The sequence below is a fragment of the Legionella yabuuchiae genome (assembly GCF_900640115.1).
Taxonomy (GTDB): Bacteria; Pseudomonadota; Gammaproteobacteria; order Legionellales; family Legionellaceae; genus Legionella_A; species Legionella_A yabuuchiae.
This window is the reverse complement of the sequence record NZ_CAAAIW010000016.1, coordinates 34,164-56,481: the sequence shown is the minus strand read 5'-3', so window position 1 is coordinate 56,481 and position 22,318 is coordinate 34,164. Positions and strand designations below refer to the sequence as shown.

The following is a 22,318-nucleotide window of genomic DNA, read 5'->3' as shown; positions in this document are numbered from 1 at the left end:
ACTGAAAGCCATGCAACACACCGTCAAAAACAACAGATTAACGAACAAGCTAATGCTTGGCCTGCTTTCTTGCTTTATATGGACCGCATCCCACGCAGCCGGTCCATTGTGGACCGTAATGCCAGCCCCAGGAAGTAATCCCACTCAGACCGTGCCGGAGAGCAGCACTTCATTCATACAATATATAGTACAGAATCAGTCGGGCAAGCCTAAAAAACTAGTGATTCAGCCGATGCCTGGCATTACACAAACCACACCTTGTCAATTGGCACCCAAGGGGCAGGTGGGTAGTAGCTGCACTTTAAATCTTTCTATCATCGGCAGCGCCTTGCCCCAGGGCGGTGTTCATGGTGGACCTGCACTCTGCCTGGCCAATCCAGATGGCAGCCCAAACCTACTCCAATGCTATCAGCCAAGCCAGGGCAATATATTAAATATCACCCGTAGTGATGCGTCAGCGAGTGCTATAATTACTGTTAATCCATCAACTTTATTGTTTGCTGAAAACTCAACCGGCGAGGTGACAGTTACCAACAGTGCGGACTCCCCCACGTCGGCCACTAATGTAGTTGCGCAGATTCCAGGAGTCAGCAGCATCAGTGTACAAAGCAACACCTGTGGTTCAAGCCTTCCGATTGGAGCGAGTTGTGCCATTATCTTTGCATCAGGCTCACAAGAAGGACCAACTGCTATTCCCATTGCAGGAGACAATACCAACACAGTGAATGTGAATGTGACGGTGACCAGCCAACCGCAGATAAGCATCACCAGTCCTGTACAGCAAAGCCGGGTCGTTACAGTATCAGGAACAGCGCTTTCATTAGAAGTCACCAATGATGCAGGCAGTGCTGTGAATGCCAATGCGATTACGGTCAGCAACAAGGCAAGCTGCCCTAATCTGTCCGTTAATGACAGCAATTGTACCAGTGTGGCGCCGGGAGATAGTTGTGATTTATTGTTAACCTCGCCAACGCCTTATGCGCCCTGCACTATCACCATAAGCGGTGATAATACCGCCAATAGCCCAACCACCTTGATTGCATTCCAGTATTTAAACGGCTTGGTTTTTCAAGAAAGTGGTGGTAGCGGTAAAGTAGTAACATTGTTAGCAGATGAGTTTACAGCTCAATGGAATGATGGTAGGGATGTTGCTGGCACGAGTATAAATGAGAGTACTGGCGCTAATAATACTGACTTAATTATTAATGCGGGTGGGTGCGGCACTGAAGCTGGATGTGCGGCATATGGTTGTCGCCATCTAGGTGGTGTGAATACGCCAGACTGGTATTTACCCGCAAGAAGCGGCCTGGTTGCAGTGGTTAACAGTCTTTGCCCTGGCGGCAGTTGCAATTTTGGCGGGTTTTCGTCCGTGACTTACTGGAGTTCGTCGCAGATCGACATCATCAACGCCAGCGCGTGGGAAGTGGAGTTCCCGTCGGGTATCAGCAGCGGCGACCTCAACAATAAATTCATCGGACATCCTGTTCGGTGTGTCCGGGATTTTCCCCCTTAGCCCCTTTATTCCTTTTCTTTTGAGGCAGCAAAGCTGCCTCATGATTTCTTTAAAGACGAATGTTTTGGATTTATATTGATGGCTTTCTATACGGAGTTACCGGTTTATAAGGCCAGTTATCAGTTGGTTCTAGGAGTGTTTGAGGTAACCCGCGATTTTCCAAGAGAATATCGATACACACTTGGTCAAGATATGAAGCGCGATACGCTTCATTTGCTTCGTTGCATTTACCGGGCCTACAAGCATCAAACCGTCATTCCGCAGTAACTTTTTGAATTAAATTTATAAGAAAATTCTTGATCAAAGAGAATGGTCGATTTAATAAAGCTGCTGTTGCTCTTGCGAATAAAAATGCTCGTATTGCAATGGCTATGCTCTTGTCTGGCCATGAGTATAGAAAGGCAGCTTAACAGGTTTTATATAGTAACGAACTATGGTGGATTAAAGACGACAATTGAATTGCGAAGAATAATCAACATGATGTTAAACAGGTAAGACCAACGCTTGAAAAAACCTGATAGGGTCTGTGGCAATTGAATTTGCCGATCAACAGATAAGGAGCAAGCGTGCAAATTTCATCAGGGCACGGGAGGATAAAACCCAATGTTAATTAGGCCTTACCAGATGTCGGATATAAGACTGGAAACTTAACCTATTTAATCAAAATGAGGATTAGACTTTGACAATACGGTCGAGTCCATATAAGACCCTAGGGAAAAATAGAAACGAATTACAGAGAACATTCGATGCTATACTATTCGATGCTATACTAATAGTACAGACCAAATGAGTCTGCACCAAGAAACATGGAAGATTAAAATACTAGTTGTATTTATTTTGAAACAGGAGTTCGCATCATGAATAAGATTATCCCGTTAAGTCTAGTAGGTCTAATGACTTTTGGCACAGTTACTTTTGCTGATAAAGTAATGATTACTGGCGAGCCAGTTACTTTAGAACATACTGGTGATGTCTATCAACTTCCTGATGATTATTCTGTAACCACTTCATACCATTATGTGACCGTTAATGATACAAAAAGAGTATGTTACGCAGAAAAACAGCCAAATTTTGCATCATTGGATGTAATAGATATCAATGTTAAGGTCGGTGGTTCAGAGATCGTATGGCATTGTTATGAATATAACCCAACGTACTTTGAAATTACTTCTTAACAATCACTTCACATAGTAGCTCGAGACCTAGGTTTCGAGCTAAATTTCATTCAAGAGCCCATTCAATAACCTTGGTTCAAAATAAATACTTGATATAGTAAATGGTATTGATTCTCAACCTTTATCCTAACGCGTAAATATTATGGAAAACGAGCTATCAAATAAAATCATCCAATATGAGAAACGACTTATTTCTAAACAGGAATCAGCTTGTGTTCTGCAAGATCTTCTTGACGATGACTTTATGGAAATGAGTCAAAGTGGGAACATCGGTAAGCAAGATGTCATTGCTTGGCTTAATCGTCACAGTAAATCGGAGCGCGAGGGCTTTCAGTTTCAGGCAAAGATGATATCCGAGGATGTTATTCTCTTAACCTATATTAGCCGTATTAAGGAAGTGAATGCCAATAATGTTCAACAGACGTTTCGGTCTTCAATTTGGCGAAAGTTGGGTGGTCAGTGGCGAATGGTTTTCCATCAAGGTACGCCCATCCATGAGATGATTTAATCGATTATTCAATGGCATAAGACCGCTTAATGTGTAAAGTTTTCTCAAAATGCGTGATTTATGCTGTTTCTTTTTCGCCCTGCCACATTTTGAAAAACTCGCAAGGGAATGCTTTTTAAAATGCGACAGAACAAAAAATAAAGGCACCTAAAAACTCGCATTTTGAACGATCACGGGTATAGAAAGGATCAATCATGGTGTATAAAGAGCCGCCAAAATGCGTGCCGACGTAGTTCTGATTCCAAAATCGAAGTTTTATTGCTACCAAAATATAGGTATAATCCTCACTAAAATCTTTTATGCGTATTCCCGCGCCCAGAAACGGAGGCCAAAATCGCATTAGCCTTAACAGCCACTTCGCGCTCATCGTGGTGTTTTCTTTTGTTGTTTCCCTCGTGTTTTATAATTCGGTAATAGTAAAACCAAAAAGCAACAGATCAACAGAGAAATAACTAGAATTCCAAAGGCAAAGCGATAGTCTTGTACCGAAAATAAAGGCGTTCCAAATTCTGTTTTAGCACCGTTCCATTTATAGTCCAGAGCATAGCCAATCAACGGCTGGTATAGTCCGGCACCAATGGTCACAATACAATTGGCCATGGCTGTTGCCATGCCTGTTGCAAGGAGTGGGCTCAAATCCTTAGCAATGGCAAATACCAGAATTTGAGGGCTAGCAAATACCCCAATTAAAAATAACAAAACATAAGCCACGGAAATCGATATTCCTGACACATAAATTAAGATATATGAACTCGCCAAACAACCGACACTACCAATAAATAAAGGAATTTTACGGCTTTTTATTTTGTCTGAAAGATGGCCAATAAATGGCGAAGCGATGGCGACCCCTAAAAAGACTAAGGATGTCGCAGAAGCGGCAGCTGCTGTTAGTAAATGATACTTTCTTGCAATAAAATCAACCCCCCATAGAGAGGCGAATACTGAAATAGGAAGGAATAAGAGTAAGCCAACTAATCCATTCAACCAAGTATAAAATGAGCCTGCTAAAAGACCAAAACGCTGCCAGATATTGCTCCATGAGTGATAGGTTTTCGGAGTCGAGCTTAATAATGCCGGCGGTCTTTTTTTAATGAAGAGGAATAAAACAATGGATAAAACAAATCCTGCTAGCCCCGTTAAATATACGGCATGTTTCCAGCCAAAATCATATACCATATGAGAGAGGACATTATCCGCAGTTACCGCGCCTAAGGTACCAATCGCTGAAGTAAGACCTGCAAACAGTGCAAACCGATTCTCAGGTAACCAGATAGCGGCAAGTTTTAATGCGCCGACAAATGCAAATGCAGATCCTATACCCATCAGTGCTCGAGCGAAGCATCCAATGAAATAAGAATGTGTAGCAGCGAAGAGTACAGCGCTAACAGCACAAATCAAACAAGAAAGCGTTAGAACTATACGCGGACTGTATTTATCAACCACGACCCCAGCAGGCAGTTGTAAGGGGGTATACGTGTAATAGTAAAAAGCCGATAAGAGTCCAATTTGACCAGCGTTAACCCCATAACTACTCATTAAAGGATGAATCATAATGCTTGGCATGATGCGCAGTAAGAAGTCATAGAAGTAAAAAACGGTAGCGAGTAAGCAAATAAACCATGGGGATATTATGGTTTTAAAAATCGATGGTTTAGGTTTGTCGCGTTGAGCCATGTTAGAATCCTTTAAATGTTACGTTTTATTATCAAGCGCAGTCCGTTTAAACCCACATGCCCAAAGATTCTGACCTTGATCTCTGGATTGCCACACTAGCTACGCTAGTTCGCAATGACGGTAGCTAAAGTCCAGAATAAATTAAGCTCATGAAAACATCCAGTATTGATCATTTATGATCCGAAGCTGATCTTGAAGAAGTGCTTTGGCGTTTGCATTAAAACAAAAAAATTGAAGAACAAAGGTGAGCCAAACTGAAGCGAAGCACGCAGCCATTAAAGAATTTGAGTAATGCAAATTTTGCGCAAAAAAAACGCTTAATGTGAAATATGCGCTCATCGCAGCTATAATTTATAATGCAAGTACATCAAAGGAATGAGTCATGACTTCGCAAATTAATATTAAAAGTACGCTTCTTTCCGTCCGTTTAGGGATGAGTTTTGTGTTGTTGTTAATTCTTTTTTCGGCTTCCACCAGAGCGAATCAGCCCTATATCCTCGTTGAGGAAACTGAATTCACTTCCTGTGATAATAACGTGGCGTTCGTCTATAAAATTTCTCCTTGCCGCTATCGCTATTGGACAAAATGGAATCAAATCAATCTTTACTGTCAAAAAAGGTGTCTAGTGGATAGTTGGCACTATGTAATTCAATGTGAAACACGTTGTTTATAGCAACAATAGCTTGGACGGTTAGAGAATTGCCGCATCCTATTGGCTCGGATTAACAACTTAGTGCTTAAAACCCGCGGACTGAAATTCATCGGCCTGTAGCTTAGCAGCGTGCTCTTCATCGGTTAACGCCTGGCCTGCTTCTTCCTTTCTAATAGCGGCATCCGCTTTCTCTTGGATAGCTTTATGCTCGCTGAGTAAAGTAGCAAGTTCAAGCTTATAAGCAGTCGAGTTGGATTGTTTATCAAAAAACTTAATGGTTGCACGATAAATTTTTTGTTCTTGACGAGTCGATCTCGCTTCAAGTTCTTTCAGTTTCAGGGCTTGTGAAGGAGCCTCATCACCTACTTGATGAAATAAATCACCAACTGGTTGTTGTGTTTCTAATTTCAGGGAAAAGTCCTGAAACGCTTTTCTAAGCTGATCGACCTTATTACCTTTTTCGTCCAGCACTTGAACTAAAGCCGCATTATAGTGCCCTACATTCCCTAATTGATTCTTTTTCTTATGGCTATAGGCACAAGTGAAATCGCCGCAAGCATAGCCATCGGATTGTGGAACCAAAGGTCCAGTGAACTGTATGTTCACATCAGATGGATTAAGATTACATGCTCTTAGAATTTCCTCTGCATAAGGCTGAATGGCACGAGCGTTATTCGGCCCATAAGGATCAAATAGCTCTAAGGTATATTTTTCATTTAAAGCCTTGGGTTTGCTTAAATAAAATCCTCTCCAATGGCCAGGACCAATAGGCATAAAAATATGTTCAATTACAGTATTCGCCAAAGCTTCTTTTAAGCCTTCTAATGTGGAAGAGATATTGCTCAATCGGTGCACAGGGGCTAAAACCTCAATATTTCCTTCCGATTTAGGCATAAACATGGTGATGTCATGATCTTGCAGTTGGTCTCTTAACGAGCGTCGGTGTAATCTTAATTGTGAATATTGCCCTTGTTGGTGGTGTTGAGTTTGAAGAAGTTTGGATTCGACGGCTAAAGCTTCATGAATGTCAGCGACGATCTCATTGGCCGTTCCATCTACGTCGGTAGAAAACTGTAGTTCGTTTACGCGTTTAAACAGTAACTCTAAAACAGGATCGCTTTGAAACGCAAGAGAACAATTGGCTTCAGCCAGTTTCAGGTTTACTCTACGAATGAGTTCTTTCGCTGAGGGACTAAGTTCTGCTTCTTGCAGAAGCAGGGCCTCTAAACTTTGATTGATTATCTTTCGCGATAGCATTTTATTTTCTGGGATTAAAAAGATTATAGTTTTATTATATTAGTTAAAGCTTAAGGAAACATTATACTTATCCTGGGAATGATTAAGTTGAATCATTTAATTCGTGTTATCCTAAATAAAAATTATTTATTTTATGATGTCTTCGAAATCAACCCCACTCTTATTACTTGGCTTCATGTCTGCCTTTTCGCTGTTGACCTTTGATTTATATCAGCCGGCGTTGCCAGTCATTGTCGAATATTTCAATACTTCGTACAGTTTAGGACAGCTTACGTTCAGTTTATATTTATTCTCATTTGGTTTAGGACAGTTAATTTGGGGACCGTTGATTGATCATTATGGTCGAAGGGTTATGCTACCTCTAAGCATAGGGATATTTTTGGTGGCGACCTTAGCCTGTACTTTAGCTCACGACATTTGGGTGCTTATTATTGCTCGTGGCATACAAGGGTTATCCGCTTGTTGTGCTGGGGTCGTCTCTATTTCTACCACACGAGATTGTGTGGATAGCACGGAACGGGCAAAAGCGATCTCTCATATATCGATGATTGTGGCGGTGTCACCGATTTTTGCACCATTAATTGGATCGGTTATTATGCATTTTTTTCCGTGGCAAGCAAATTTCATTTTAATGGGTTTAATTAGTGTCTTCTTAATAACATTAAGTTACTTTTTTTTAAGAGAATCCCCAAACTGGAGTTCTTCAAGCTATTCGTTTCAATGGATAGAGACCGTTAAATCGTATCAGTCTATTTTTCGACATCAGCATTTATGGGTTGGAACGACAACCATTGCTTTTTCGTTTTCCATGTTAATGATTGTAGTGATTAATGCATCTTATTTATTAATTACCCAATTGCAATTCACCCCAATGATGTTTGGGATTTTTTTTGGCATTAATGGAGCGATGCTGATTTTAGGAAATTATATTGGAATCAAGTTGCGTGAACACTTTTCGATGATATGGAATATACGCTTTGGTTCGGTATTCCTGCTGGTAGGCGCTGGCTTAATTCTTTTGGGCTATTTTTTCTGGGGCCTTAGTTTGTATATGCTTGCGCCTTGTTTATTGGTAAGTTTAGGTAACAGTTTTCTAAACCCTCCAGCGCTTGCGATAACATTGGCTCATTATGAACGTAACCCCGCTACTGCGACTGCAATTATCAATACCATTCGTATGTCTGTTTCAGCACTATTGGCTGGATTCATTGGCAGTATTTTAGTTCATCACTTGGTATTTCTCCCGCTAAGTCTATTGTTTTGTGCGATGGTCGTGATGTTCGCCAGCGCATATTTTCAAAGAAATTAGAATTATGGTTCCCAGAGAAAGTATCACGGATCTATACCTGTGATTGTTCTTTTCTTTTTCGCCCTGCCTCATTTTAAAAGATCGCTACAGGACACACCCATTTTGATCAATATTGACTCAATTGAGCTATAATTTATTATGAAACTTGGACTTCAAAGGAATGAATTATGGCCACCCGTACTTATAGGATATTTTTGGGGGTTCCTATTCTGGCTTTATTAGTCACATTTCTAGGAGCCGGATATGCTCCTTCCGCGTATGCTATATCTAATACAGAGTATACGCCTGAACAAAAACCCGTTGAATTGGCGTTTTGGTGGGTTCATCGTGACCGGTATTATAATTATAAAGCCCCAGGCTATCGTTACCGTTACTGGACGAATTGGCGTCAAGTTAGCCCACGTTGTCATCGAAGCTGTTTGGTCAATCATCGCGGAGATGTTATTCGCTGCGTGCGGCGTTGTTATTAAAGATGCGTGCGAGACTTGAACGATTACGGGGTATATAAAAACAAAGCGTTATAAAAACATAGACAAATGCTTTAAATATTATCAAAATAGCCGGTTTTTAATGTTAATGAATTAATCTTAAATCATGAAAAAAGTAGTCTATTGGTTTTTTGCGTTAACTATCTTGGTCGGGTTTAATCTTACCTTTGCTGCACAAGGGCAATCTCAACTATCTGATGCACAATATCAGCAGCAAGTTTTATATTATGTGAACGAATATCGTGTAAAACATCATCGTTCCCCTTTAAAATTAATGTCGTCGATTTCAAAGATTGCTGAAACACATAGTGCGGCCATGGCGCAAAAGCGTGTTCCATTTGGGCATCAAAATTTTAGTCAGCGTATTAGTGTCTTATACAAGCAAATTAAACACTGTCAGGGTGGGGCAGAAAATGTGGCTTATTATAAATATGGTCCAAAACAGCTAGTAGACGCCTGGATAGCTAGCCCTGGACATCGTAGGAATATTTTGGGTGATTATAATTTAACGGGAATTGGAATTGCCCATGATAGCAAGGGGTGGGGGTATTATACACAACTGTTTTTGAAAAGCCCGAATGCTGTGATAAGTTAATAGCATCGACGAATTTAAAACAGCAATGTGCTGCGTATGTGAATATATTTTCGAGCGAACAAACTAGAGGTAAAATTTTTAATTAGGATTATTGCTACTGTGGCAGCCGCTGTGCCATTAATTCCATAATAAATCGTTGCTGGTGGAACAAAAAGACATAGAGCGAATAAATCCATGAGATGTGAACGAAACATAAGTCGTTCATATCCAGTATAAATTAATAAAATACTACTAAAGCTCATTAGGCCGGCAAGAGAAATACCCAGACTTAGAATAATCACGCAATAGCGTGCGTCAGCATAGGATGGACCAAAATGGGATAATAAGGTTGGTGAGAAATAAAGGAGTGTGCTCGTTATAATAATGTAGATTGAAGTCACCGCGACATTTGTTACATCTAATTTTTTTTGCAGTATTTTTAAGCCCTCAGGGGTTTGAATTAATGAGACAATTTGTGGTTTTAATCCTTGATACAAGCTAGTTGGAAGCAGATATAAGACACCGGTAATTGCTAAGGCAGCAGCGTAATGGCCAACATCGGATTCGTTTGATGCAAATACTTCAATGATAATTAAGTCCATAGCAGAAATAAGCAAGTAAATAATTGAGGTTGAAATATATGAGGCTGATTTAGGAAACCATTCATTTTGGTAAACAGGAATGGTTTTTGTTTTTTTTACGGCTCTAGTCATCATTGACAATATATTTTCATTTAATGTCAAAGTACTAAAGATGGCTAAGAATAAAAAGGACAGAAATAAAATGCCTGTAATCGCAATGTTATCTAAGGTTGTGCCAAGAAACAAAATTGCTAACGCAAAGAAAAGCAGTTGAATCAAATAACGTAATATGTCAGTAATCACTGTAGAAAAATAAACTTGCTCGGTACTAAGAAAATAATTGCTGGCCATCATGACAAAAGCAGCGATCGGTGCTATCCAGAACATATACAGCGCTAAATGGTATTGATCATAGTCGTGGATTCCAAGGTGGTCCAAAAAAAGCATAATGGTTAACGATAAGCCTGCGAGAACAATACAGAGTAACGAGGTAAGCCCAATTAATTTAAGATTCCAAGCAATGTATTGTTCAGCTTGATTTTTTGCCTCAGTACGCAAGTAACTGGCCAAAAATCGTTGGGAGCTGACATTAGTTCCAAATAAAATTAACGTTGTTAAAATATTTAAAAGCTTGATTGCAACACTAAAGTTTCCGTAAAGATGCGCTTCAAGATTGCGAGCCAAAAAAACATTAAGTCCATATTGTATGAAATAGCTCATTAAGGCTAATAAAAAAAGAGAATAAGTAAGTTTAAGTTCTTGTTTCATAATATAGGGAACTTGATAGAAAAATTTTTATAACTATATACTCAATCAACATCAAAATGCGACTTTTATGCTATCCATTTTTTCGCCCTTGTGTTGTTTAAAAACTCGCAATAGAGCTGGCTCTACTCTATTTGGAAGAGCATATTGAAATATGGCAAGAAAGCGGCTTAAGTCAGCCCGCATAGTGCGAAGCTTTTAAATCCCTTGTTTTAAAACAGCAATGTGCTGCGTATGTGAATATATTTTCTAACCAACAAACTAGAAGTAAAACTTTTAATTAGGATTATTGTGCCTGTGGCAGCCGCCGTGCCATTAATCCCATAATAAATCGTTGCTGGAGGAACAAAAAGACATAGGGCCAATAATTCCATGAGGTTTGAACGGAATATAAGTCGTTCATGGCCTTTATATATTAATAAAACATTACTAAAACTCATTTGACCAGTAAGAAAAATAACCAGGCTTAGAATAATCACGCAACTGCGTGCGTCCTCATAAGATGGACCAAAATGGGATAATAAGGTTGATGAGAAATAAAGGAGTGCACTCGTCAAAATGATGTAGATTGAAGTCACAGCGACATTCGTTGCATCTAATTTTTGCTGCAGTATTTTTAAACCCTCAGGAGTTTGTAATAAGGAGACAATATGTGGTTTTAACCTTTTATATAATTTACCGGGCAGCAACCATAAGATACCCGTAATTGCTAAGGCAGCAGCATAATGACCAACATCAGACTCGTTTGATGCAAATACTTCAATGATAATTAAGTCCATAGCAGAAATAAGCAAGTAAATAATTGAGCTTGAAATATATGAGACTGATTTAGGAAACCATTCATTTTGGTAAACAGGAACGGTTTTTGCTTTTTTAACGGCCAAAGCCATCATTGATAATATATTTTTATCTAATGTCAAAGTACTAAAGATGGCTAAGAATAAAAAGGAGAGAAATAAGGTGCCCGTAATAGTAATGTTATCTAAGGTTGTTCCAAGAAACAAAATTGCTATGGCAAAGAAAATCAGTTGAACCAAATAACGTAATATTCCAGAGAGCGCTGTAGAAAAATAAACTTGCTCGCTACTAAGAAAATAGTTGCTGGCTAGTATGACAAAAGCTGCGATCGGCGCTATCCAGAACATATACAGCGCTAAATGGTATTGATCAAAGTCGTGGACTCCAAGGTGGTCCAAAAAAAGCATAATGGTTAACGATAATCCTGCGAGAACAATACAGAGTAACGAGGTAAGCCCAATTAATTTAAGATTCCAAGCAATGTATTGTTCAGCTTGATTTTTTTCCTCTGTACGCAAGTAATTGGCCAAAAATCGTTGGGAACTGATATTAGTTCCAAATAAAACTATAGTAATTAAAATATTTAAAAGCCTAATTGCAACACTAAAATTCCCGTAAAGATGGACTTCAAGATTGCGAGCCAAAAAAACATTAAGTCCATATTTTATGAAATAGCCGATTAAGGCTAATAAAAAAAGATAATAAGTATGTTTAAATTCTTCTCTCATAATATAGGGAACTTGATATAAAAAAATTTTTATAACTATATGAGTTAATTTATTTCTTTTCAAATGCTTTATTTTAAGCCACCTTAATCTTCCTAGCGGGTACTTTCTAGAGCGGGAATAGGAAAACTGAGCGTTACAAAAACATAGACAAATGCTTTAAATATTATCAAAATAGCTGGTTTTTAATGTTAATGAATTAATCTTAATTCATGAAAAATATTGCCTATTGGTTTTTTGCGTCAACTCTCTTGGTCGGGTTTAATCTTACCTTTGCTGCGCAAGGCCACTCTCATCAATTATCTGATGCACAATATCAGCAGCAAGTTTTATATTATGTGAACGAATATCGTGTAAAACATCATCGTTCCCCCTTAAAATTAATGCCAACGATTTCAAAGATTGCTGAAACGCATAGTGTGGCCATGGCGAAAAAGCGTGTTCCATTTGAGCATCAAAATTTTAGTCAGCGTATTAGTGCTTTATACAAGCAAATTAAATACTGTCAGGGTGGGGCAGAGAATGTGGCTTATTATAAATATGGTCCAAAAAAGCTAGTAGACGCCTGGATAGCTAGCCCTGGACATCGTAGGAATATACTGGGTGATTATAATTTAACGGGAATTGGAATTGCTCATGATAGCAAGGGGTGGGGGTATTATACTCAATTGTTTTTGAAACGCTCGAATACCGCAATAAGTTAATCGCCTAAAACACGCATTTTGAAAGATCACAGGTATACATCGCTAAAGTAGCGATTACATATACCTTCCAGATGACTTAAAGATTCGCACTGATTTACTTCGATTATAAAGGCTGTTTTTTGTGGTAAGCCGCGAGCATAATATTTGGCGAACTTTCTAGCTTGAATCACGGCAAATTTTTCACTGGTTAACAGTTTGGCAAGCTCGGTGATGTGCTCAAGAAACAATTCGCTGATTTGAGGAAAAGAGGGTTTGAAGAAGGGCTGGTTGTTATATTCGGCGATGAGCTGAGCGATGAGCCAAGGTTGGCCAACTCCTGCGCGCGCAATCATTACCCCAGCACACCCCGTCGCAAACATATTCCTTAGCGAATCAATACAAGCGATATCGCCATTACCAATGACTGGAATGTTAAGTTCTTCAACAAAAAATTGGATTTGATCGGTGTTGCATGGTGTTTCATAATGCTCAGTCCAATGGCGGCCATGGACAATTAAGTAGTCCGCGCCCGCTTCTGCGACTACTTTGACGATTTCTTGGTTATATTGATCCGAGCTATGGCCATCAACACGAATTTTAATCGATATGGGCACATGAGTGTTTGTTTTCATAGCCTTTATCGCTTCGTATAAATTAGCGGGGTTCGTTAAATGCTTAGATCCCGCTCCTCTAGAGCGAATTTTATTCACTGGACAACCACAATTCAAATCGATTAAATCCGCGCCATAGTCGGTGACGATTTTGGTGGCTTCAGCAATTTTCTTAGGCTCTCGCCCGGATAACTGGAAGCAAACTGGACCCTCATCTAGACTTTTGGCGACAAAGCGATGATTATTGTTCGAGCCATTGATAAGCGTTTCACAGGAAATCATTTCAGTGCAGGTAAATGCAGGTTTCGTGTACTTCCAGAATAGGCGTCGAAAAGGCGCGCAACTGATGCCAGCCAAAGGACCTTGGATTAAATTTACCGGAAATGAGGTTTGTCCAAGCGTAAGTTCTGTAATCAAAATTTACCCATGTACTGCAAAATGAAAACAATTTTAATGTAAAAAGATCAAAATTAGAACCTATTAGGCTTATACTGCGATTGGCTGAGCCAAATTCGATAAAATTAGCTGTTTCGCGGTTGAATAATCTTTTTTGCCACTAGCCAATTTTGGGATGACTTCAAGGGGCATTAATGTATTTGGTAACATAAGCCGCGGGATATCAGACGCTTTTAATCGTGACATCAAGTGTTCAGGGGCTTGTTTGCCACTGTAGATAAGTCCTATGCATTCTCCTTTTTTGCCATCAGGCAGTGAGACCGCAATGACTTCCAGTTCGGGATCATTAAACAATTGACTCACTTGTGCTTCAACTTGGCCTAAGCTAATCATTTCTCCGCCAATTTTTGCAAATCTTGAATAGCGATCGACGATGGTTAAGTAACCCTCTTCATCAAGACGTCCTTTATCTCCTGTTTTATACCAGACGATATCACCATCTTTAATAAGAACTTCATTGGTTTTTTTAGGATCATTGAGATAGCCACGCATGACTTGGGTGCCCCCAATCAGAATGAGTCCTTCTTCTTCGATAGGTAAGTCGATTAAAGTGTCAGGATCGACAATACGAAAGGCGCTTCCAGGTAACGCTAAACCAACCGTGCCAGGTTTATTGCCCTGATGAATATGCCAATCGGCTGGAGAGATTACGTCTGGAAGATTACAACTTGCAACCGGTGCTACTTCGGTAGCTCCATACCCTTCGTAAATGTCATGATTGAATTTATTTTTAAATTCTTCACGAACCGTAGGGGATAATTTTTCAGCTCCAGAAATAACCAATCGCAATGATTTTAGTAAGAGGGGATGAATCTTAGAATTGCGATTATACATGCTTAAAAATGTAGAAGTAGCACAAAACATCGTGATGCGATGACTATAAATTAGACGGGCGATGGCAAGTGCATTGGTTGGATCAGGATAACAAACCATGGTTAATCCTTGAATTAAAGGCACCAATGTCGTCATGGTTAGACCAAAGGCATGAAACAAGGGCAAAGAATTCAACATCACATCGTCTTCCTGAATGGCAAAAACGCTGGTGACTTGTTTAATATTGCTAAGAAGATTGCGGTGGGTTAGTTCAACCCCTTTCGGCTTGCCTTCACTGCCACTGCTAAATAAAATCGCAGCCACACTGTTTACGTCAGATTGTTTGATAAAATAGGGTTTCAGCAAAAATCCAGGTAATAATTTTACCGCCAAAAGGTTTCTTGCGATGCTCACTTTTGCGGTTTTCTTTTTTAAGTCTTCCAAATGAATGAGGTCGGTGGTATGAGCTAGGTTGGAAAGATTAAATCCTTTATCGTTTAGTTTATCTAGAAAAGTAGAAGAGGTAATAATCGTTTTGATGTTTGCTTGTCCAATGGCTGAGTTTAAAGCATGCTCACCGGCGGTATAATTTAAATTCACAACGGTTTTACCACGACAAAGAACCGCTAAATTGGCAATGACTCCCGCGGCGCTCGCCGGTAAAATAATACCAATATTGGACTGATCGTCCATTTTAGGAGCGAGTTTTTTAGCAAAATAGATCACAGCGGCAAGTAACTTATGCGCCGAGAATCGACTACCGCTTGAATCAATTAAAGAAATAGCATTGCCTTGATGTTTGGCCATGCGAAACCATTCTAACTGGATAGAATCCATTTCATTGGTGAAGTACTTCCAGGACTTGATGGATAACTCACGAACCTTTTGTCGCACTTCGAGCGCTGAGGCATGATTAGACATAGGTTGGCCGTAGATCACACTGATTCTGCGGTTATTCATTTTGGCTAAATCTTTATAATGTTCCGTGGCATAGGAAGTTTTCGCTCCCCAAAGCCCATGGAGATAGAAAGGGACGATTACAGCATTGGTTTCTTCAGCGGCTCGCTCAAAGCCCGAATGAAAGGCTCCTATTTGACCGTTTCGGCTTAAGCGTCCTTCAGGGAAGAGCGCGATGACTTCGCCTTTATTCAATGCAGCATGAATTTCTCTCAGCGCGTCTTTGCTGGCTGAATTGCCAATAGGAATAATCTTGAATTGTTTCAACAGCCATTTTAAATACCATTTTTCATAGATTGAGCGCTCCATGACAAACCGAATGGGACGGGGACATGCAATTTGTAAAACTGCCCAATCAATAAAGCTGGTATGATTTCCGAGCAATAAGATTCCTCCTGTCGAGGGCAAATGATTCAGTTGATAAACACTTACTGAATAGAATTTAGAAACCACACAATAGACCAAGTAACGAATGAGCGATTGTGGGAGCGCGAACAACGCATAGATGGCACCGGCTAAGGCAACCGTGGCTAATGCATACAAGAAATAAACACTTTCTAACCCTCCTAGACTAAATAAAGCGGTTAGAACTAAAAAACCAAACATAAAACACGTCTGTATAAAATTATTGGCCGATAAAATCTTACCCAGGTCTTTCTTAGTCGCATTAAATTGAATCAATGCATTTAATGGAACAATAAGCATGCCACCTAAGAACCCATAAGAGAAAAATAGCGCAAGGATCGCTAAAGGATTGGAGAGGGTAGGTAGGATGAAAAGAGAAACAGCAGCGCCAATCGTGGCTATGGGAATAATGCCTGTTTCGATGAATCCTTTTGAAAGTCGGCCGGCGTATAAAGCCCCCAGAACAATGCCTATGCCTCCAAATGCAAGTGAACCTTGCGCAAACACTACACTGATATTGCTTAAGTGGTCTTTTAAAAAAGCGCCATAGGTGGCTAAAAGCACTTGATTTAATCCCCAAAAAATCGCAAGCCCAAGCATGCAAGTGATAATAATGGGATTTTGGGTGGCTTTTGTCAGATAAGAAGCCAGGTATTTGCCTTTAAAATAATGTTTGGCTTCATAATTAGAGGATGGGTCTACGGCCGGCTGTTTAGGAAGACGAAGAGTTAATGCGCTTTCCAATAATGCACTAATAATCAATAAAAATCCCGCGGGAGCGAAGGCTTTAAGTAGTCTCGAATGATCCATCACCGTATTCATGTTTAACGATTTAAGAAAATGGCTAAAGATCAAGGTAAAGGCAAAAGTGCTACCTAAGATTGCCACAATAGTTAAGGTTTGGACCAAGGCATTGGCTTGTGAAATATGTTCTTTACCAAACAGTTCCTTAATATAACCGTATTTTGCTGGCGAATTGATGGCGCTTTGTACCGCTAGAAGAAAGGTCAAAGCAAATGCGCCCCAGAAAAACCCCTGGTAATAACATAAGGTTATGAGAATCGTTAGAGGGATAGCTATTGCAGCCGTGATTTTTAAGGTGGTCGCTTTTGGAAATTTATCGGCAAGAAAGCCTGATGGAGTGAATAAAAACATGTAGGGCAATAAAATAAGCCCATTTACTATCGCGGCTAAAATGGTATAGCTTTTTCCAGTGGCGGTTTGATAAAGGGTATCCTGAATAAGAATCTTATGGCCGATATCAACGAAGGTATTCAAAAATACCACTATCATAAAGGGGTAAAACCCGCGAATATTAGACAGTTTCATACTGGACTCCGTAAAGGCAGGGGTAATGCTCATTAAGTCATATTAGAGACGTTCGCTAGGAGAGTGTCTCTAATTTTTCAAAAGCGGCGAACATAGCAAATAAGCTTTTCTATGTCACGAGCTAATTGAAGTATCTTGGGGTCATAGCCAAGATACTGTGTGAGGACGATGATGCCTTATTTAATGACGCTTTCATGATTGGACTATGGTCATTTTTAACAATGAGCTAGAAAGTGTCGTCATTTGCAAATGAAGTGAAGCAGAATGATTTCTACCAAGGCAGTCCACTGCAACAGCTTGCACCTTGAGCGCTAAACACATAATTATTTCCGCCGCATAGGTTGTTGCATCCACCCCATCCGCAGCCGGTTAATTGAATACTTGTGAAAATCAAAATAAGAGAAAGAATGATTGTTTTTTTCATGGCCTAATCCTTGGCGTATGATCTTAATAATTATTTTACGACAAGAATCAAAAAAACACAAAAAGATGCAAATCAAACCAAATTATGTTAATTGAACGGTTAATGAATAAACCCCTTTCCCGCACGATCAAACAATCATTCTTCTTGGCAGAAACTAATTATTAGACTAATCTATTATTGTGCAATGCAATAAAAAAAGGGATTGGAAATGTCTAATAAACATTCGAAAGAGGATGCCGGAGTGTTTACCCTTTCTGAAAAGATACACATTTTAGAAAATTATTTTAATGCGCTAATGACGCGGCTCTCCAAAAACTTAACTACCTTTGAAAACGCCATGTTGCAAGAAGATAAAGCCAAGCGGGCAGAATTTCTCGATCGCATTTTTCACGCGCAACTCGGTCAACTCACGACAGGATTATCCCCGGCAGCAATTTTAATTGCTTATACTGATTGGTGGGCACATACGACGATCGCACCTAATCGATGCTTGCAATTGATGGAAAGCGCTTTTGATAAAATGAATGATTTTTATCAAAATCTAAGCGAATTCGCAGCCAATAAAAATACAAATTGTTTTGATATTGAAGACAAGCGATTTCATGAGCGATTTAAAGATGAAGGTTGGCGAGAATGGCCTTATTGTGCCGTAGCTAATAGTTTTATGCTTTGGGAAGACTGGTGGCAGGAAGCTTCCCAAATTCGGGGTATGGCCAAAGATCACCGCGAATTGGTTTCGTTTATACGTTATCAATGGATTAATGCGCTTTCACCTGAAAATAATCCACTACTAAATCCCACTGTGTTAGAAAAAACGTTGGAAACTTCAGGAAAAAATTTAATCGATGGGTGGCAAAATTTTCAAGAAGATTTCTGGCGATACCTCAAGGGGGAGCCAGTCGCTGGAGCAAAAGAGTTCGTAGTCGGGAAAGATGTGGCCATAACAGAAGGCAAAGTCGTCTATCGAAACGATTTAATCGAATTAATTCAGTATGCGCCTCAAACTGAGACGGTTTATCCTGAGCCAGTTTTAATCATTCCAGCTTGGATTATGAAATATTACATTTTAGATTTATCACCTCATAATTCGTTGGTTAATTATTTAGTTAAACAGGGGCACACGGTCTTTATGATCTCTTGGAAAAATCCAGATGCTAGTTATAGAAATTACGGCATGCAGGATTATATAAAAAAAGGAGCGTTAGAAGCCATCAATGCAATTAATGGCATTACAGGACGAGATAATATTCACGCCACAGGTTATTGTATTGGAGGAACGCTACTCTCCATGGCCGCCTCTTACATGGCTCGTCATCATGATGACCGTTTGAAAACCATTACGTTATTTGCCGCACAAACAGACTTCGAAGAAGCTGGGGAATTAATGACGTTTATTGATGAAAATCAACTGTGTTATCTTGAAGATATTATGTTCACACAAGGCTATTTGCGCGGCGATCAAATGTCTGCCACGTTTGAACTGTTGCGACCTAAAGAATTAATTTGGTCTAAAGGTGTGCAGCGGTATTTGCTTGGAGAGCGATTGCCATTGAATGATTTAATGGCTTGGAATGCAGACACCACACGGCTACCTTATAAAATGCAGACGGAATATTTACGCAAGCTCAATCTCAATAATGACTTAGCGGAAGGCGACTATATCATTGATGGCGAACCGGTTGCCTTGGAAGATATTAAATCACCCCTGTTTGTTGTTTCTACAGAACAAGATCATATTGCGCCTTGGAAATCCGTTTATAAAATCCATCTTTACACCAGTACAGTTGATATTACATTTGTGCTTGCCAACCGAGGCCATAATGGCGGTATTGTCTCTGAGCCAGGCCACAAGGGACGAAGTTATCGCATTGGCAAAACACGAGCGGATACGGCTTATATAGCTCCTGAAACATGGTATCAGGAACATAAACGCCATAAAGGCTCTTGGTGGCCAAAATGGCATCAATGGTTAGCCAAGCACTCAGGAAAGAAAATTACACCACCTGGCATAGGAGCACCCGAAAAAGGATATCGAATTTTAGAGGATGCCCCTGGCCGTTACGTTATGGAGAAGTAACCCCCCGTTACGTTTAAAATGCGATAGTTCAAAAAATAAAAGCGCCTAAAAACACGCATTTTGAAAGATTACGGGTATATTACTCTTCCAATGTGGCATCCATGGTAATCTTCGCGTTCATTAATTTAGATACTGGACAACCTGTTTTAGCGTTCTCAGCGGCTTTATCGAATGTAGCGTGGGTTGCATTGGGAACACGAGCGTTGACAGATAAATGAATGGTGGGAATTTCAAATCCATCTTCCGATTTTTCAAGGGTCACGGTGGCGGTGGTTTTGATGTAATCGGCAACTAAATCAAAGGTTGCCAGTTGACCGGATAAGGCCATGGAAAAACAGCCTGCGTGGGCTGCTGCAATTAACTCTTCTGGATTGGTGTTGTTTCCGTCTTCAAACCGATCTTTAAATGAATAGGCCGTTTCCGATAATATTTTGCTGTCTGTCGTTAATTGGCCTTTCCCATCTTTTAAACCGCCATTCCATATCGCTGTTGCATTTCGTTTCATTAAGATTCTCCCTTATCAGTATGTCTCTGAAGATTAGACTATTTTTAAAATTATTCCTAATTGCAGTGGTTTTTTTCTTCTCTTATTATGGAATAGACTTCATTATCACCAATGATGAGATGATCCAACAGTTGGGTATCAATCAGTTCCAGCGCCTTTTTTATACGTCTGGTTACCATCAAATCGCCTTGACTCGCATTAGCATGCCCAGAAGGGTGATTATGGGCAAGAATAATGGCGGCAGCGTTTAGTTTCAGTACTCGCTCGATAATCGGTCTTAGATGAACGAAGGCAGTATTAATGGTTCCGGTAAAAAGCTCCTCATAGGCGATAACGCGATTTTGATTATCCAGAAAAATGCTGACAAACGTTTCATTTTTTTTGTCGCGCAACTGTCGTTTTAGAAATTCATACGTTTGCTGGGTGTTGGTTAATTGCGTAAGGTGTTTTAAATCAATGTAATCACTGCGACGACACATCTCACGCACGGCTTGTAGTTGAGCGTATCTGGACATGCCTAAACCAGGGACCGTTTGAAAGGTTTCAAAGTCCGAATTGAGAAGGGCTCTTAAGTCACCAAATTGGTGAATCAAATCTTGGGCTAAATTAAGACAAGAGCGGTTTCGGTTTCCAGAACCAATAAAAACGGCAAGCAACTCAATATCGGATAAGCTATGCGCACCATAGGTTAACAGAGTTTCACGAAGCTGCAACGGACGTGCTGAATTTGAGCAAATCATCTTTATTCCTTTATTATGATAGCAAGGTTAGAATATCCTGAAGTTTTCTATCCAAAATCGAATGAATATGCAAGATTTTTCAAATAAAAATATTGTGTTGGCGGTTTGTGGTGGCATTGCCGCTTATAAGTCTGCCTATCTTGTGCGCGAACTAACCCAGTTAGGCGCCAATGTTCGGGTGGTCATGACGGACTCTGCACAAGAATTTATCACACCTATGACTATGCAAGCTTTATCTGGCCATGAGGTTCGAACCGAACTGTTTGATTCACAAGCCGAACGCGCCATGGGCCACATTGAATTAGCGAGATGGGCGGATTATTTGGTGATTGCTCCAGCATCCGCCAACTGTATGGCTAAATTAGCATGTGGCCTCGCGGATGACTTGCTTTCAACCCTGTATCTCGTGGTAGAAACTCCTGTGGTTATTTGTCCGGCCATGAATCGCAGCATGTGGGCTCATCCCGCAACGCAAGAACATTATGAAACATTGATAAGACGCGGTGTTGTGGTCGTTGGCCCCGAGGAAGGGTCACAAGCCTGCGGCGAACAAGGGTATGGTCGTATGAGTGAAGTCGATCAGATTATTGATGCCTTGCGCTTAGTGGAAATTAAACCCTGCTTAAAGGGCAAAGACGTCTTAATTACTGCAGGTCCAACTCGTGAAGCCATTGACCCGGTCCGCTACCTAACCAATAAAAGCTCTGGAAAAATGGGGTATGCGCTGGCAAAAGCGGCTCGAATGGCTGGAGCTAATGTGACTTTAATTAGCGGGCCGACGGCGTTAAGACCCCCTGAGGGGATTTCTTTTGTTTCCGTCGAAAGCGCTGAAGAGATGCTTAATGCAGTGAAACAGCATTTAAAAAAAGATGTGATTTTCATCGGCGCTGCAGCGGTGGCGGATTATCGGTTAAAAATTGTTGCAGAGCAGAAAATTAAAAAAAATAATCAAATGGATACCACGCTTGAATTACAAGAAAACCCGGATATTATATCGTTTGCTGTAGAAAGCGGTATGCCTTCTTTCGTGGTGGGATTTGCAGCCGAAACCTCCAGTGTGGAGCAATATGCTCGCGCTAAATTGCAGAAGAAACAGCTTGATATGATTATTGCCAATGAAGTGGGTAAGAATAAAGGGTTTGATGGCGATGTAAATCAAGTGACGGTGATTTCTAATGAGCAACACATGGATCTTCCTTTGGTGCATAAAGTTCGATTGGCGGGTCAAATTGTTGCAATCATCGCATCAACCCTGCAGAATACCCCTAATCAAAAGGGTTAAGAGGTTAATTAAACGTG

At 40.2% G+C, this 22,318-nt stretch carries 20 protein-coding genes; 11 read left to right on the top strand and 9 right to left on the bottom strand.

Translation table 11 applies throughout. The features are described 5' to 3' along the window. Positions 1 to 10: 10 nt before the first annotated feature. The 4 genes from E1O47_RS07415 (at position 11) to E1O47_RS07400 (ending at position 3,196) form a co-directional block, all read left to right on the top strand. Positions 11 to 1,513 (top strand): Lcl C-terminal domain-containing protein, encoded by a 1,503-nt coding sequence (locus tag E1O47_RS07415; protein WP_242602052.1) that lies wholly within the window; start codon positions 11 to 13, stop codon positions 1,511 to 1,513. Positions 1,514 to 1,591: 78 nt separating this feature from the next. Continuing rightward, entirely contained in the window at positions 1,592 to 1,780 is a 189-nt protein-coding gene (locus tag E1O47_RS07410; protein WP_133130625.1) for a four helix bundle protein, read from the top strand. A 590-nt stretch (positions 1,781 to 2,370) separates the two neighbouring features. Next, positions 2,371 to 2,688: a hypothetical protein gene (locus E1O47_RS07405; protein ID WP_133130624.1), complete on the top strand. Its 318-nt coding sequence runs from the start codon at positions 2,371 to 2,373 to the stop codon at positions 2,686 to 2,688. A gap of 142 nt (positions 2,689 to 2,830) precedes the next feature. Next, positions 2,831 to 3,196: a nuclear transport factor 2 family protein gene (locus E1O47_RS07400; protein ID WP_133130623.1), complete on the top strand. Its 366-nt coding sequence runs from the start codon at positions 2,831 to 2,833 to the stop codon at positions 3,194 to 3,196. A gap of 115 nt (positions 3,197 to 3,311) precedes the next feature. On the opposite strand, the gene E1O47_RS07395 is transcribed toward E1O47_RS07400, so the two are convergent. Together E1O47_RS07395 and E1O47_RS07390 are read right to left on the bottom strand one after the other, a co-directional pair. Next, positions 3,312 to 3,536, bottom strand: coding sequence for a DUF4442 domain-containing protein (locus E1O47_RS07395; RefSeq protein WP_133130635.1), 225 nt, complete (start codon positions 3,534 to 3,536; stop codon positions 3,312 to 3,314). Between the two features lie 23 nt (positions 3,537 to 3,559). Next, positions 3,560 to 4,870 (bottom strand): MFS transporter, encoded by a 1,311-nt coding sequence (locus tag E1O47_RS07390; RefSeq protein ID WP_133130622.1) that lies wholly within the window; start codon positions 4,868 to 4,870, stop codon positions 3,560 to 3,562. A 382-nt stretch (positions 4,871 to 5,252) separates the two neighbouring features. On the opposite strand from E1O47_RS07390, the gene E1O47_RS07385 reads away from it, so the two are divergent. Further along, positions 5,253 to 5,543, top strand: a complete 291-nt coding sequence (locus E1O47_RS07385; protein ID WP_133130621.1) for a hypothetical protein — start codon at positions 5,253 to 5,255, stop codon at positions 5,541 to 5,543. Positions 5,544 to 5,600: 57 nt separating this feature from the next. Here E1O47_RS07385 and E1O47_RS07380 read toward each other — a convergent pair whose 3' ends face one another. Continuing rightward, a complete protein-coding gene (locus E1O47_RS07380) occupies positions 5,601 to 6,779 on the bottom strand; it encodes a hypothetical protein (protein WP_133130620.1) in 1,179 nt (392 codons plus the stop codon). Between the two features lie 133 nt (positions 6,780 to 6,912). On the opposite strand from E1O47_RS07380, the gene E1O47_RS07375 reads away from it, so the two are divergent. From E1O47_RS07375 to E1O47_RS07365, 3 genes are all read left to right on the top strand, one after another. Continuing rightward, positions 6,913 to 8,088 (top strand): multidrug effflux MFS transporter, encoded by a 1,176-nt coding sequence (locus tag E1O47_RS07375; RefSeq protein ID WP_133130619.1) that lies wholly within the window; start codon positions 6,913 to 6,915, stop codon positions 8,086 to 8,088. Between the two features lie 167 nt (positions 8,089 to 8,255). Next, positions 8,256 to 8,558, top strand: a complete 303-nt coding sequence (locus E1O47_RS07370; protein ID WP_133130618.1) for a hypothetical protein — start codon at positions 8,256 to 8,258, stop codon at positions 8,556 to 8,558. Between the two features lie 124 nt (positions 8,559 to 8,682). Then, positions 8,683 to 9,171, top strand: coding sequence for a CAP domain-containing protein (locus tag E1O47_RS07365; RefSeq protein ID WP_242602051.1), 489 nt, complete (start codon positions 8,683 to 8,685; stop codon positions 9,169 to 9,171). Between the two features lie 14 nt (positions 9,172 to 9,185). Here E1O47_RS07365 and E1O47_RS07360 read toward each other — a convergent pair whose 3' ends face one another. Together E1O47_RS07360 and E1O47_RS07355 are read right to left on the bottom strand one after the other, a co-directional pair. Further along, positions 9,186 to 10,499 (bottom strand): oligosaccharide flippase family protein, encoded by a 1,314-nt coding sequence (locus E1O47_RS07360; RefSeq protein ID WP_133130617.1) that lies wholly within the window; start codon positions 10,497 to 10,499, stop codon positions 9,186 to 9,188. 209 nt (positions 10,500 to 10,708) lie between these two features. Then, the gene (locus tag E1O47_RS07355) at positions 10,709 to 12,022 is read right to left on the bottom strand and encodes a lipopolysaccharide biosynthesis protein (protein ID WP_133130616.1); all 1,314 of its coding nucleotides are present in this window, start codon (positions 12,020 to 12,022) and stop codon (positions 10,709 to 10,711) included. 209 nt (positions 12,023 to 12,231) lie between these two features. Here E1O47_RS07355 and E1O47_RS07350 point away from each other — a divergent pair, with 209 nt between their 5' ends. Continuing rightward, complete coding sequence (locus E1O47_RS07350; protein WP_242602050.1) at positions 12,232 to 12,723, top strand: CAP domain-containing protein; 492 nt, start codon at positions 12,232 to 12,234, stop codon at positions 12,721 to 12,723. 26 nt (positions 12,724 to 12,749) lie between these two features. Here E1O47_RS07350 and E1O47_RS07345 read toward each other — a convergent pair whose 3' ends face one another. Beyond that, on the bottom strand, positions 12,750 to 13,730 hold the full coding sequence (locus tag E1O47_RS07345) for a tRNA dihydrouridine synthase (protein ID WP_165475070.1): 981 nt from the start codon (positions 13,728 to 13,730) through the stop codon (positions 12,750 to 12,752). A 69-nt stretch (positions 13,731 to 13,799) separates the two neighbouring features. Beyond that, positions 13,800 to 17,273, bottom strand: coding sequence for an acyl-[ACP]--phospholipid O-acyltransferase (locus tag E1O47_RS07340; protein WP_165475069.1), 3,474 nt, complete (start codon positions 17,271 to 17,273; stop codon positions 13,800 to 13,802). Between the two features lie 632 nt (positions 17,274 to 17,905). Between E1O47_RS07340 and E1O47_RS07335 the strand changes: the two genes are divergently transcribed. Beyond that, complete coding sequence (locus E1O47_RS07335) at positions 17,906 to 19,774, top strand: PHA/PHB synthase family protein (RefSeq protein ID WP_207384303.1); 1,869 nt, start codon at positions 17,906 to 17,908, stop codon at positions 19,772 to 19,774. Between the two features lie 79 nt (positions 19,775 to 19,853). Here E1O47_RS07335 and E1O47_RS07330 read toward each other — a convergent pair whose 3' ends face one another. Next, positions 19,854 to 20,279, bottom strand: coding sequence for an OsmC family protein (locus E1O47_RS07330; RefSeq protein WP_133130613.1), 426 nt, complete (start codon positions 20,277 to 20,279; stop codon positions 19,854 to 19,856). A 56-nt stretch (positions 20,280 to 20,335) separates the two neighbouring features. Next, the gene (gene radC, locus E1O47_RS07325; protein WP_133130612.1) at positions 20,336 to 21,019 is read right to left on the bottom strand and encodes a RadC family protein; all 684 of its coding nucleotides are present in this window, start codon (positions 21,017 to 21,019) and stop codon (positions 20,336 to 20,338) included. A 67-nt stretch (positions 21,020 to 21,086) separates the two neighbouring features. On the opposite strand from radC, the gene coaBC reads away from it, so the two are divergent. Then, positions 21,087 to 22,301 (top strand): bifunctional phosphopantothenoylcysteine decarboxylase/phosphopantothenate--cysteine ligase CoaBC, encoded by a 1,215-nt coding sequence (gene coaBC / locus E1O47_RS07320; RefSeq protein WP_133130611.1) that lies wholly within the window; start codon positions 21,087 to 21,089, stop codon positions 22,299 to 22,301. Positions 22,302 to 22,318: the final 17 nt, after the last annotated feature.

Coding starts and splice junctions, on each gene's coding strand:
- E1O47_RS07355 (WP_133130616.1), bottom strand. CDS start 12,022: ATGAGAGAAGAATTTAAACATACTTATTATCTTTTTTTATTAGCCTTA.
- E1O47_RS07340 (WP_165475069.1), bottom strand. CDS start 17,273: ATGAAACTGTCTAATATTCGCGGGTTTTACCCCTTTATGATAGTGGTA.
- E1O47_RS07370 (WP_133130618.1), top strand. CDS start 8,256: ATGGCCACCCGTACTTATAGGATATTTTTGGGGGTTCCTATTCTGGCT.
- E1O47_RS07380 (WP_133130620.1), bottom strand. CDS start 6,779: ATGCTATCGCGAAAGATAATCAATCAAAGTTTAGAGGCCCTGCTTCTG.
- E1O47_RS07395 (WP_133130635.1), bottom strand. CDS start 3,536: ATGCGATTTTGGCCTCCGTTTCTGGGCGCGGGAATACGCATAAAAGAT.
- E1O47_RS07400 (WP_133130623.1), top strand. CDS start 2,831: ATGGAAAACGAGCTATCAAATAAAATCATCCAATATGAGAAACGACTT.
- E1O47_RS07410 (WP_133130625.1), top strand. CDS start 1,592: ATGGCTTTCTATACGGAGTTACCGGTTTATAAGGCCAGTTATCAGTTG.
- E1O47_RS07350 (WP_242602050.1), top strand. CDS start 12,232: ATGAAAAATATTGCCTATTGGTTTTTTGCGTCAACTCTCTTGGTCGGG.
- E1O47_RS07365 (WP_242602051.1), top strand. CDS start 8,683: ATGAAAAAAGTAGTCTATTGGTTTTTTGCGTTAACTATCTTGGTCGGG.
- E1O47_RS07330 (WP_133130613.1), bottom strand. CDS start 20,279: ATGAAACGAAATGCAACAGCGATATGGAATGGCGGTTTAAAAGATGGG.
- E1O47_RS07390 (WP_133130622.1), bottom strand. CDS start 4,870: ATGGCTCAACGCGACAAACCTAAACCATCGATTTTTAAAACCATAATA.
- coaBC (WP_133130611.1), top strand. CDS start 21,087: ATGCAAGATTTTTCAAATAAAAATATTGTGTTGGCGGTTTGTGGTGGC.
- E1O47_RS07360 (WP_133130617.1), bottom strand. CDS start 10,499: ATGAAACAAGAACTTAAACTTACTTATTCTCTTTTTTTATTAGCCTTA.
- radC (WP_133130612.1), bottom strand. CDS start 21,019: ATGATTTGCTCAAATTCAGCACGTCCGTTGCAGCTTCGTGAAACTCTG.
- E1O47_RS07335 (WP_207384303.1), top strand. CDS start 17,906: ATGTCTAATAAACATTCGAAAGAGGATGCCGGAGTGTTTACCCTTTCT.
- E1O47_RS07385 (WP_133130621.1), top strand. CDS start 5,253: ATGACTTCGCAAATTAATATTAAAAGTACGCTTCTTTCCGTCCGTTTA.
- E1O47_RS07375 (WP_133130619.1), top strand. CDS start 6,913: ATGATGTCTTCGAAATCAACCCCACTCTTATTACTTGGCTTCATGTCT.
- E1O47_RS07405 (WP_133130624.1), top strand. CDS start 2,371: ATGAATAAGATTATCCCGTTAAGTCTAGTAGGTCTAATGACTTTTGGC.
- E1O47_RS07415 (WP_242602052.1), top strand. CDS start 11: ATGCAACACACCGTCAAAAACAACAGATTAACGAACAAGCTAATGCTT.